This window comes from Rhodoplanes sp. SY1 (assembly GCF_046000175.1).
Taxonomy (GTDB): domain Bacteria; phylum Pseudomonadota; class Alphaproteobacteria; order Rhizobiales; family Xanthobacteraceae; genus Rhodoplanes.
Genome location: NZ_JBEOMB010000061.1, coordinates 76275 through 87777 on the forward strand (window position 1 = coordinate 76275; position 11503 = coordinate 87777).

The 11503-nt window shown below is 70.1% G+C and carries 9 protein-coding genes and 1 tRNA gene; 8 read left to right on the forward strand and 2 right to left on the reverse strand.

The window, feature by feature from the left end:
- Positions 1-93 precede the first annotated feature (93 nt).
- From ABTU92_RS17150 to ABTU92_RS17180, 7 genes are all read left to right on the forward strand, one after another.
- Complete coding sequence (locus tag ABTU92_RS17150; protein WP_408092724.1) at positions 94-1077, forward strand: Bug family tripartite tricarboxylate transporter substrate binding protein; 984 nt, start codon at positions 94-96, stop codon at positions 1075-1077.
- Between the two features lie 124 nt (positions 1078-1201).
- Positions 1202-2902, forward strand: a complete 1701-nt coding sequence (locus ABTU92_RS17155; protein ID WP_408092726.1) for an IlvD/Edd family dehydratase — start codon at positions 1202-1204, stop codon at positions 2900-2902.
- Between the two features lie 375 nt (positions 2903-3277).
- Positions 3278-3586, forward strand: a complete 309-nt coding sequence (locus ABTU92_RS17160) for a hypothetical protein (protein ID WP_408092728.1) — start codon at positions 3278-3280, stop codon at positions 3584-3586.
- Between the two features lie 239 nt (positions 3587-3825).
- Complete coding sequence (locus ABTU92_RS17165; protein ID WP_408092730.1) at positions 3826-6336, forward strand: glycogen/starch/alpha-glucan phosphorylase; 2511 nt, start codon at positions 3826-3828, stop codon at positions 6334-6336.
- Positions 6333-7595 (forward strand): ATP-dependent 6-phosphofructokinase, encoded by a 1263-nt coding sequence (locus tag ABTU92_RS17170; protein WP_408092732.1) that lies wholly within the window; start codon positions 6333-6335, stop codon positions 7593-7595. The genes ABTU92_RS17165 and ABTU92_RS17170 overlap by 4 nt, the downstream gene beginning before the upstream one ends.
- Before the next feature lie 220 nt (positions 7596-7815).
- A tRNA-Arg gene (locus tag ABTU92_RS17175) sits at positions 7816-7891 on the forward strand.
- Positions 7892-8193: 302 nt separating this feature from the next.
- The gene (locus tag ABTU92_RS17180) at positions 8194-9846 is read left to right on the forward strand and encodes a methyl-accepting chemotaxis protein (RefSeq protein WP_408092734.1); all 1653 of its coding nucleotides are present in this window, start codon (positions 8194-8196) and stop codon (positions 9844-9846) included.
- Between the two features lie 54 nt (positions 9847-9900).
- On the opposite strand, the gene ABTU92_RS17185 is transcribed toward ABTU92_RS17180, so the two are convergent.
- A complete protein-coding gene (locus ABTU92_RS17185; RefSeq protein WP_408092736.1) occupies positions 9901-10470 on the reverse strand; it encodes a histidine phosphatase family protein in 570 nt (189 codons plus the stop codon).
- On the reverse strand, positions 10467-11258 hold the full coding sequence (gene cobS / locus ABTU92_RS17190) for an adenosylcobinamide-GDP ribazoletransferase (protein WP_408092738.1): 792 nt from the start codon (positions 11256-11258) through the stop codon (positions 10467-10469). Before cobS ends, ABTU92_RS17185 begins: the two co-directional genes overlap by 4 nt.
- Before the next feature lie 16 nt (positions 11259-11274).
- Between cobS and ABTU92_RS17195 the strand changes: the two genes are divergently transcribed.
- Positions 11275-11503: nicotinate-nucleotide--dimethylbenzimidazole phosphoribosyltransferase (locus tag ABTU92_RS17195; RefSeq protein WP_408092740.1), on the forward strand; the 229-nt coding region annotated here is incomplete at its 3' end.

Consider the following 11503-nt stretch of genomic DNA (forward strand, 5'->3'; position numbering starts at 1 on the left):
CGGCGCGCCGCGCCAGCAGAACGACGATCAAGATCGACGATTCAAGACCGACGGCCAAAGAACCAAACAACGAAGCTTCACGGGAGAGACACCATGCGAACCAGTTTGGCACTCGCGGCAGGGCTCCTGCTCGCCGCCAGCATGACGATGACCACGACACTGCCGGCGTCGGCTCAGGAGGCGTGGCCGGCCCGCACCGTCACGGTCGTCGTGCCGTTTTCGGCGGGCGGCACCACCGACATGTTCGGGCGGCTGTTCGTCCAGGCCATGCAGGACAAGTACAAGACGCCCTTCGTGATCGAGAACAAGGCGGGCGCCGGCGGCACGCTCGGCGCCGCCTGGGTGGCGCGCGCCAAGCCGGACGGCTACACGCTGCTCGTCGGCACCGCCAGCACGCAGGCGATCGCGCCCTTCGTCTACAAGGACCCGCGCTACGACGCCGAGAAGGATTTTGCCGCGATCAGCCTGTTCGCCAAGGTGCCGAACCTGCTCACCGTCACGCCCAAGCTGCCGCCGAAGACCGTGCCGGAGCTGATCGCCTACGCCAAGTCGCGGCCCGAGCCGCTGGTCTACGGCTCGTCCGGCGTCGGCAGCGCCACCCATCTGCCGGCCGAGCTGTTCCAGATGATGGCCGGCATCAAGCTCGTCCACGTGCCCTACAAGAGCTCGAACGACGTCGCCGCGGCGCTGTCGGGCGGCCATGTCGACCTCGCCTTCGACAACATCACGTTCGCCTGGCCGCTGGCGCAGTCCGGCACGGTGCGGGCGCTCGCCGTCACCAGCACGGAGCGCAGCCCGACCGCGCCGGATCTCCCGACCATCGCCGAGACGCTGCCGGGTTTCGACGCGCCGTCCTGGCACGGCCTGTTCGCGCCGGCCGGCACGCCGCGCGCCGTGGTCGAGCAGATCGCCGCCGATATCAAGACGTTCTTCGGCACGCCCGAGATGGCGGCGCGGCTGAAGGAGATCGGCGCGGTCGCCTCGCCCATCACGCCGGACGCCTTCTCGACGTTTGCGACCGCGGAGAGAAAGCGCTATCGCGACATCGTCGCCAAGGCCGGGCTGCAGCCGTTCTGATCCAGCCTCCCGCGCCTGACTCGGCGTCGACCGCGCGTGCCGCCCGTCCGGGCGGCCGCACCCCCGATCGAACAGACAAAAGCAGATAGCCCGGCCCGCCGCGGGCCGCAACGGAGAAACGACCATGACGAAGGGCCTGCGCAAGGGTCTCACCAGCTACGGCGACGCCGGCTTCTCGCTGTTCCTGCGCAAGGCCTTCATCAAGGCGATGGGCTACTCGGACGACGCGCTCGATCGGCCGATCGTCGGCATCACCAACACGGGCAGCGACTACAATCCCTGCCACGGTAACATGCCGGCCCTGGTCGAGGCGGCCAAGCGCGGCGTCATGCTGGCCGGCGCCATGCCGATGGTGTTCCCGACCATCTCGATCCACGAGAGCTTCGCCCATCCGACCTCGATGTTCCTGCGCAACCTGATGGCCATGGACACCGAGGAGATGATCCGGGCCCAGCCCATGGACGCCGTCATCGTCATCGGCGGCTGCGACAAGACGCTGCCGGCTCAGATCATGGCGGCGGCGAGCGTCGATCTGCCGACCGTGGTGGTGCCCGTCGGGCCGATGGTGGTGGGCCATCACAAGGGCGAGGTTCTGGGCGCCTGCACGGACTGCCGGCGGCTGTGGAGCGCGCACCGCGCCGGCGACATCGACGAGCAGGAGATCGGCGAGGTCGAGGGGCGGCTCGCGCCGTCGGTCGGCACCTGCATGGTGATGGGCACGGCCTCCACCATCGCCTGCATGACCGAGGCGCTCGGCCTGTCGCTGCCGATGAGCGCCACCGTGCCGGCCCCGCATGCCGAGCGCGTCCGCATCGCCGAGGCGAGCGGAAGGCGCGCCGCCGAGATGGCGCGCAGCGGCGGCCCGCGGCCGAGCGAGATCCTCACCCCCGCGGCGTTCCGCAACGCCCAGGTGGTGCTGCAGGCGATCGGCGGCTCGACCAACGGCATCGTCCACCTCACCGCCATCGCCAACCGCACGCCGCACCGGATCGACCTCGACTCGTTCGACGCGATCGGCCGCGAGGTGCCGGTGCTGGTCGATCTCAAGCCGTCCGGCGACCACTACATGGAGCATTTCCACCACGCCGGCGGCATGCCGAAGCTCCTGCAGCAGCTCGGATCGCTGATCGATCTCGATGCCCCGACGGTCGCCGGCGGCACGCTGCGCGACGTCGTCGCTCAGGCCGAGGAGGTGCCGGGCCAGACGGTGATCCGCTCGGCGGCGAACCCGATCAAGCCGGTCGGCGCCGTCGCGGTGCTGCACGGCAACCTCGCGCCGCGCGGCGCCGTCATCAAGCATTCGGCGGCGACGCCGTCGCTGCTGCAGCACACCGGGCGGGCCGTGGTGTTCGAGTCGACCGCCGACATGGCTGCCCGCATCGACGATCCCGATCTCGACGTGCGGGCCGACGACGTGCTGGTGCTGCGCAACACCGGCCCGAAGGGGGCGCCCGGCATGCCCGAGGCCGGCTACCTGCCGATCCCGCGGAAGCTCGGCCGCCAAGGCGTCAAGGACATGGTCCGCATCTCCGACGCTCGGATGAGCGGCACGGCCTTCGGCACCATCGTGCTCCACATCACGCCGGAGTCGGCCGACGGCGGGCCGCTCGCACTGGTGCGGACCGGCGACGTGATCCGGCTCGACGTCGCGGCGCGCCGCATCGACATGCTGGTCGACGACGCCGAGCTGGAGACCCGACGGGCCGGGCTCGGCGTGCCGGCCGAGCCGGCATGGGCGGCCCGCGGCTACGCGCGGCTGTACTGGACCTCGGTGCTGCAGGCCGACGAGGGCTGCGACTTCGACTTCATGCGCCGGGAACCCTGACGAAGGTATTAGAGGCGGGTTTCCATGGCCTAGCCTAAAGGTTTCGGAATCCGTAAACGCACCGGTTTTGGCTAGATAACTGTACGTATACAAAGCGTCGGATGGCCGGTGCTACGGTGCCCCCGGCACGCCTCGCCAGGTACGGAGACGACGTGGAGGGGTGCCGGACGGGCGGGTCCCCTCCGTGCAGTCGCTCGTCATTTTCCTCTCTCGTTCGGGCCCGAGCCGTCGTGCCCGCAGCACCTTTGAAGCGACCGAGAATTACCGTTTTCGGGAGTTTTCGTCAGAACCTTTTCCGGATCAGAACATTACCCTTCTTGCCGAGCCGTCCGTGGTCCGTGCACGCCGTCGGCCCCCCTGTCCCGACGACCCCGTATGTCCGCTCACGACGATCCGATCCTGACCGCCATCGAGGCCCACCGGGCGGCGCACGCCGCTTGGCGCGAGGCCGCGTCCGACGGCGAAGGGGCGGCGGGCAGTCCCGACGGCCGGGCGACAACCGACCGGTTGAGGGCGGCGGCCGAAGCCGCCGCCTGGGCGCTGCTCGACGTGATGCCGACCACCCCGACCGGCCTTTTGAGCCTCGCCACCTACGCGGGCGACTTCGTCGTCGCCGGCAACGCCTGGCCGGAGGGCTGGGATCAGCGCTTCTACGCCGTCGTGGTCCGCTGGCCGGGCGACTGAGCCGCAGGCCGGCACCCGGGCCGCTGCGGGCGCCGGACCGCATGGGCCGGCATGGGCCCCCCGGATCAGCATCCGGGCTCGACCGCAAGCTCGTAGTAGCCCTGGGTACGCGGCAGAGTGGAAGCCGACCGGGTGACACGAAGTCCATGGTATAGGGAGAGAGAGTCGGCGCGCCGGCTCGATCGCGACGGATGCGCGGCCGCCGGGTCCGTGAATCCGACCACTGGAGCTTGGGTTCGATGTTTCCGTCCGTAGCCGCCACCGAAGCCCTGTCCGAGCCGGGACGCGACGTGCGCACCGGCCTCGATCCGGCGAGCCTGATGCAGGCCGTCTGCGACTATCTTTATTACTTCCAGGGCCGCCACCCGGCGACCGCATCGCGCAACGACTTCTATCTCGCCACCGCCTACGCGGTGCGCGACCGGCTGTTCCAGCGCGGCATCCAGTCGCTCGACGCGCTCCTGCACCGGCCCGACGGGCGCACGGTCGCCTATCTCTCGGCCGAGTTCCTGATGGGCCCGCAGCTCGCCGCCAACCTGGTCAATCTCGGCATCCACGACGCCATGCGCGAGGCGCTGTGGCGGATGGACATACGGCTCGAGGACCTGATCGAGCACGAGGTCGAGCCCGGGCTCGGCAACGGCGGCCTCGGCCGGCTCGCCGCCTGCTATCTCGATTCGCTCGCGACACTGGAAATCCCGGCGATCGGCTACGGCATCCGCTACGAGTTCGGCATCTTCAACCAGCAGATCCGCGACGGCTGGCAGGTCGAGCTCACCGACAAGTGGCTGCATCTCGGCTATCCCTGGGAGGTCGCCCGGCCGGAGCGCGCCGTCGCGGTGCGGTACGGCGGCTATACCGAGGCCTACACGGACGAGGACGGCCGCCACCGGGTGCGCTGGATCCCGGCCGAGGTGGTCAAGGGTGTGCCGCACGACACGCCGATCCTCGGCTACCGGGTGAAGACCTGCAACCTCCTGCGCCTGTGGCGGGCCGAGGCGGTGCAGACCTTCGACTTCGAGGCCTTCAACATCGGCGACTACGCCCGCGCCGTCGAGCACCAGGTGACGTCGGAGACGATCTCCAAGGTCCTCTATCCCAACGACGCCTCGCCGCAGGGCAAGGCGCTGCGCCTCAAGCAGCAGTACTTCTTCGTCGCCTGCGCGATCGAGGACATGCTGCGCGCCCATCTGCGCTTCGGCGGCACCCCGGCGACCTTCCACAAGCGTTGGGCCGCCCAGCTCAACGACACCCATCCGACCGTCGCGGTGCCGGAGCTGATGCGGCTCCTGCTCGACGACCACGGCCTCGAATGGGACGACGCCTGGGAGGTGACCCAGAAGACCTTCGGCTACACCAACCACACGCTGCTGCCGGAGGCGCTGGAGACCTGGCCGATCGACCTGTTCGGGGCGCTGCTGCCGCGCCATCTGGAGATCGTGTTCGAGATCAACCGCCGCCTGTGCGACGGCATCCGCCGCGTCTATCCGGGTGACGAGGACCGGGTGCGCCGCATGTCGCTGATCGAGGAGCAGGGCCGGCGGTCGCTGCGCATGGCCAATCTCGCCTGCGTCGGCAGCCACGCCATCAACGGCGTCGCCGCGCTCCACACCGAGCTGCTCAAGAGCCAGGTGCTGTCCGACTGGGTGGCGATGTTCCCGGAGCGGTTCTGCAACATCACCAACGGCGTCACGCCGCGCCGCTTCGTCGTCGTCGCCAATCCGGGTCAGTCGAAGCTGGTCAGCGAGACGATCGGCGACGACTGGCCGATCCATCTCGACGCGCTGCGCCGGCTGGAGACGCATGCCGACGATCCGGCGTTCCGGGCGCACTGGCGCGAGGTCAAGCACGCCAACAAGCGCCAGCTCGCCGCCGTGATCAAGGAGCGCACCGGCATCTCGGTCGATCCGGACTCGCTGTTCGACATCCAGGTCAAGCGCATCCACGAGTACAAGCGCCAGCACCTCAACGTGCTGCACATTCTCACGCTGTACCGGCGCCTGAAGCTGAACCCCGATCTCGACATCGTGCCGCGCGCCTTCGTGTTCGGCGGCAAGGCGGCGCCCGGCTATCACGCCGCCAAGCTGATCATCAAGCTGGTCGGCGCGACCGGCGACCTCGTCAACGACGATCCGGACGTGCGTGGCCGGCTGAAGGTGGTTTTCTTCCCCAATTTCAGCGTCAAGAACGGCCAGGCCATCTATCCGGCCGCCGACCTCTCCGAGCAGATCTCGACCGCCGGGCAGGAGGCGAGCGGCACCGGCAACATGAAGTTCGCGCTCAACGGCGCGCTGACCATCGGCACGCTCGACGGCGCCAACATCGAGATCCGCGACGAGGTCGGGGCCGAGAACTTCTTCCTGTTCGGCCTCACCGCCGACGAGGTGCGCAGCGCCAAGGCGAGCGGCTACTGGCCCCGCGCGATCTACGAGCAGAACGAGGAGCTGCGCGCCGTCGTCGACCTGATCGCGTCGGGCGCGCTCGCCGACGGAGACCCGACGCTGTTCCGCTCGCTCGTCGACGGCCTTCTGTGGCACGATCCGTTCATGGTGCTGGCCGACTACCAGAGCTACGTCGCCTGCCAGGAGCGGGTCGCCGCGCTCTGGCGCGACCCGGAGGCGTGGAGCCGCATGTCGATCCTCAACGTCGCCCGCATGGGCAAGTTCTCGTCCGACCGGTCGATCCGCGACTATTGCGATCGGGTCTGGCATGTCGGGCCGCTCGGAGCCCCGACGGAGGGCGCACCGTGACCGTCACGACGCTCGGACCCTGCCGGTTCCGCTCGCCGCGCTCGGGCTTCGTCTCCGAGGAGGAGCGGGTCCCGGCCAACATCATCCGCGGGCCCGACCGCGGCGACGATCCGGGGCCGCTGTTCGAGCTCGCCGGCCCGCGCGAGATGCTGTTCTTCGATCCGCCGCGGGTGCGCGCCGGCATCATCACCTGCGGCGGCCTGTGCCCCGGCCTCAACAACGTCATCCGCTCGCTTGTGCGCGAGCTGCACGGCGGCTACGAGGTCCGCGAGGTCATCGGCTTCCGCATGGGCTATGGCGGCCTCGATCCGCGCAACCACCACGAGCCGGTGGTGCTGCATCACGCGAGCGTCGACGACATCCACCAGCAGGGCGGCACCATCCTCGGCACGTCGCGCGGCCCCGTCGACGTCACGGCCGCGGTCGACAACCTGATCCGGCGCAAGATCGACATGCTGTTCTGCATCGGTGGCGACGGGACGCAGCGCGGCGCCTTCGCGCTCTACGAGGCGTGCAAGGCGCGCGGCCACGCGCTCGCCGTCGTCGGCGTGCCGAAGACGATCGACAACGACGTCCTCTATGTCGACCGCACCTTCGGCTATCTCACCGCCCTGGAGGAGGCGCGCCACGTCATCGACGCGGCCCACAACGAGGCGCGCAGCGTCGAGAACGGCGTCGCCGTCGTCAAGGTGATGGGCCGGCACGCGGGCTTCATCGCGGCCGGCGCCACCATCGCCAGCCAGGACGTCAACTTCACCCTGGTGCCCGAGGTGCCGTTCCGGCTCGACGGCGAGCACGGCTTCCTGGCCGCCGTGATCGAGCGGGTGCGCGAGCGCGGCCACGCCGTCGTGGTGGTCGCCGAGGGGGCCGGGCAGGACCTGTTCCCGGACGAGCCGAAGGCGACCGACGCCTCCGGCAACGTCAAGCTGAAGGACATCGGCCCGTTCCTCGCCAAGGCGATCGGCGAGGCGTTCGCGGCTGCCAAGCTGCCGCTGACGCTCCGCTACTTCGACCCCGGCTACCAGATCCGCAGCCGGCCGGCGAACTGCGAGGACGCGGTGCTGTGCGACATGTTCGCCCGCCAGGCCGTGCATGCCGCGATGGCCGGCAAGACCGGCATGGTGGTCGGGCAGCTGCACGGCACCTTCATCCACGTGCCGACGTCGCTGATCGCGTCGGGCGCCAAGCAGCTCGATACCGACGGCCTGTTCTGGCACTCGGTGCTGGCCGCCAACCAGCAGCCCGACCGGTTCGGGTGAGGGTGGGGTGAGGGCGCCCGGCCCAGAGGTCGGTCGGGCTTGGCCGGCGGCTTCGTCGTGTCGGTTGCGCCCGCCACACGGCCGGTGCGGGCTGGCGCGCCCCGGCCCGGATCGGCTATAGGACAGCCGGCTCGCGCGGCAGACCGCCCGGTCGCTGCGGCGGGCCGGTCCTCGCGACGGCACAGCCATCGCGGAAAACATGGTCGTCGCGACGGCATATGGCCCCGTAGCTCAGTGGATAGAGCAGCAGCCTTCTAAGCTGAAGGTCCCTGGTTCGAATCCAGGCGGGGTCGCCAAAGCCCTTCTCCCAAAACGCCGTCCGTCAGTAGGGGCCGCCTGATCCGCATCGGGCCGATCCTCGATTGTCGACAACTGACCTGATCAGCACCGCGCAGTGGCCCGACCGCGCGGGCCGGAGCGCGCAACTCAGATATGTCGCACAGCGAAACAGCATCACCCCGCTACCTGACTCCAACGGATGTTAACAATTGTCCGGCAAGCTCCGTCCACGTTCGTCTAACCGACAGGATCCGTGATGAGCACGCGCACCGAACCCGTGAGAGCCAGACTCGGGCTGAGCATCGGGCAGAAAATATACATGCTCATCGGATTAGCCTTTCTGGGTCTGCTCGGTGTCGCATTGCTCGACTCGCGCGAGCTCGCCGGGAGTCTTCAGGAGCAGAAGAAGCTCGAGCTGCAGCATCTCACCGAGCTGGCGGTCGGCATCGTCAAGGACGAGCACGCCGCCGCCGAGAAGGGGACCGTGCCGGTCACCGAGGCGCAGAAGCGTGCGCTCGCCCGTATCGCTGCGCTGCGCTACGGCCCGGCGGGCGATTACTTCATCGTGCTCGACACCAGCAACAAGATGCTGATGCACCCGATCGCGGTGCAGCTCGTCGGCAAGGACGTGTCCGGCATGAAGGATGCCAACGGCAAGCTCCTCGCCGTCGCCATCACGGACGTCGCGCGAAACTACGGTAACGGCTTCGTCGACTACGAATGGAACAAGCCCGGCTCCGACAAGCCGCAACCGAAGATCTCGTACGTCGCCGGCTTCAAGCCGTGGAACTGGGTGATCAGCACGGGCGTGTTCGTCGACGACCTCGCGGCCCAGACCTGGGCCGCGACGCAGCGCTCGCTGATCGCCGCCGGCGTCGTGCTGCTGATCACGCTCGCCGTCTCGGTGTTCATGGCGCGACGGATCACGGCGCCGCTGCACCGGATGACCGCGGCCATGAAGGAGCTGGCGACCGGCCGGCTCGACATCGACATCCCCGGCGTCGGGCGCCGCGACGAGATCGGCGACATGGCCGAGGCGGTGACGGTGTTCAAGACCAACGCAGTCGAGCGCCGGCGGCTCGAAGCCGAGCAGCACGAGGCGGAGGCGCGCGCCGAAGCCGCCCGCAAGGCCGACATGGTGCGGCTTGCCGATCAGTTCGAGCAGGCGGTCGGCGGCATCATCGCGACCGTCTCGTCGGCGGCGACCGAGCTCGAGGTGACGGCGACGACGCTCACCCGTACGGCCGACACGACGCAGCAGATGTCGGCGACGGTCAGCGCCGCCTCCGAGGAGGCGTCGACCAACGTGCAGGCCGTGGCGGCGGCCACCAACGAGATGACCTCGTCGATCGGCGAGATCGCGCGTCAGGTGCAGACCTCGAGCCGCATCGCCGACGCGGCGGTGAGCCAGGCGGCGAAGACCGACGCGCGGGTCGGCGAATTGTCGGTCGCGGCGAACCGGATCGGCGACGTGGTGAAGCTGATCACCGACATCGCCGAGCAGACCAATCTTCTGGCGTTGAACGCCACCATCGAGGCGGCGCGCGCCGGTGAGGCCGGCAAGGGGTTCGCGGTCGTCGCCAACGAGGTCAAGGCACTGGCCGGGCAGACCGCCAAGGCGACCGGCGAGATCTCGTCGCAGATTTCCGCCATGCAGGCGGCGACCCAGGATTCGGTCGCGGCCATCAAGGAGATCTCCGGCACCATCAGCCAGATCGCCGAGGTGGCCTCGGCCATCGCGGCCGCCGTCGAGGAGCAGGGCGCCGCGACGGCCGAGATCTCGCGCAACATCCAGCAGGCGGCCTCGGGCACGTCGCAGGTGGCGAGCAACATCACGGCGGTCAGCCGCGGCGCCGAGGAAACCGGCGCGGCGTCGGGCGAGGTCCTCAACGCCGCCGGCCAGCTCGCCATCGAGAGCAACCAGCTCCGCAGCGAGGTGACCAAGTTCCTCGACACGGTGCGGGCGGCGTAAGCCGCTGCAGCCCGAGCGGCGAGCGGTCGCAAGGCGCCGCGCCCCGCGGCGCCCTCACCGTCGGTTGACGTAGCGGACGCGCCAGCTCCCGGCCACCCGGTCGATGCGGGTCAGCGACAGGGGGGCGACGACGAAGCGCAGCGCGCTCTCCGGCGTCGTCTCCAGGGCGATCGCCAGGATCGCCCGGATGGTTCCGGAGTGGACGACCAGAACGGCCTCGCCGGCGGGAAGCTGGGCGAGGCCGCGGCGCACCCGCTCGATCTGGTCGACGAAGCTCTCGCCGCCGGGCGGCCGCCGGCGCGCCGGCGAATGCCAGAACGTCGCGTAGTCGTCGCCGAACTCCGCTTCGAGGTCGGCATGGGTGCGCCCGGTCCACTCGCCGAAGCCCTGCTCGCGAAAATCGCTCTGCAGCATCGGATCGAGCCCGAGCGCGTGGGCGGTGTCGACGGTGCGTTGGGCCGGCGACGCATAGGTGGGCACGTCGGCCGGCAGCGCCTCGCGCAACGCCGCGAAACGGGCCGTGTCGGCGAGGTCGGCCGGGGCCTCGGGCGGATGGATGACGTCGCGCGGGCCCGCCACCGGGGCGTGCCGGATCAGCCAGAGATGCAGCTCGGCGCGATTCATGTTCCGGTGCCGAACCGCGCCGCGCACAGCACCAGCACGGCGACCTCGGCGGCCTGCTCGGCGGCGCCCAACACGTCGCCGGTCTGGCCGCCGATCTGCCGCTGCGCCAGGTGGGCGACGGCGGCGGCCGCCGCCGCGGCCACCAGCACCGACAGCAGCGCCTCCTTGACCGGCAACATCACCAGCGTGATCACCAGCGCGATGACGGCGGCCGTCGCCATCACGGTCTTGGTCGGCGCGCCGGCGCGGGCGCCGAGCCCGTCGGTGCGGGCCGGCGGCAGCTTGAAGGCGAGCGCCGGGATGACGGCGCGGCCGAGCGCGTTCGCGGTGACCAGCACGGGCAGCACGGCGACCAGGGGCAGGGCGGCGAGGGCGAACACCCGCGTGGCGAAGCTCACCAGCAGCACCACGGCCCCGTAGGTGCCGAGCCGGCTGTCGCGCATGATCTCGAGCTTTCGCGCCTTGTCGTGGCCGCCGCCGAAGCCGTCGCCGGTGTCGGCGAGGCCGTCCTCGTGCAGGGCGCCGGTGACGAGCGCGCTCACGCCGAGCGCCAGCGCGGCGGCCGGCAGCTGCGGCACCCCGACCAGCAGCAGGCCCAGATAGGCGATCCCGACCACCCCCCCGATTCCGGCGCCGACGAGCGGGAAGACTCGCAGGGCCCGGGCGAGGTAAGACGGCGCCGGCCCGTCCGGATGGGCCATCGGGATTCGGGTGAGCAGCGAGACCGCGACGCGCAGGTCGTTCTGCCAGTCGCGCAGGCTGTTGCCGTTTTCCAAAGTGCTGGTCATCGAAAAGGACTCACCGTTGATCTTTTCCACTCTAGACGACCTTCGCGCCGCCTGTCGCGACCTGCCGGCGGGCGACCAGGCCGCCGCCGCGGCCGCGCTGGCGCGCCAGGCCGTGCTCACCAACCCGATCGAGGTCACGGCCCAGATGGTGGCCAACTACGCCGCCGGCGGCGCTGCGATCAATCGTCTCGCCGAGACGGCCGGCGCCGCGCTGACGGTCGTGCCGCTCGACCTCGACCGGCCGA

Excerpts from the sequence above, each read along its gene's own strand:
- ABTU92_RS17150 (WP_408092724.1), top strand. The coding sequence starts at position 94 with ATGCGAACCAGTTTGGCACTCGCGGCAGGGCTCCTGCTCGCCGCCAGC.
- ABTU92_RS17155 (WP_408092726.1), top strand. The coding sequence starts at position 1,202 with ATGACGAAGGGCCTGCGCAAGGGTCTCACCAGCTACGGCGACGCCGGC.
- ABTU92_RS17160 (WP_408092728.1), top strand. The coding sequence starts at position 3,278 with ATGTCCGCTCACGACGATCCGATCCTGACCGCCATCGAGGCCCACCGG.
- ABTU92_RS17165 (WP_408092730.1), top strand. The coding sequence starts at position 3,826 with ATGTTTCCGTCCGTAGCCGCCACCGAAGCCCTGTCCGAGCCGGGACGC.
- ABTU92_RS17180 (WP_408092734.1), top strand. The coding sequence starts at position 8,194 with ATGCTCATCGGATTAGCCTTTCTGGGTCTGCTCGGTGTCGCATTGCTC.
- ABTU92_RS17185 (WP_408092736.1), bottom strand. The coding sequence starts at position 10,470 with ATGAATCGCGCCGAGCTGCATCTCTGGCTGATCCGGCACGCCCCGGTG.
- cobS (WP_408092738.1), bottom strand. The coding sequence starts at position 11,258 with ATGACCAGCACTTTGGAAAACGGCAACAGCCTGCGCGACTGGCAGAAC.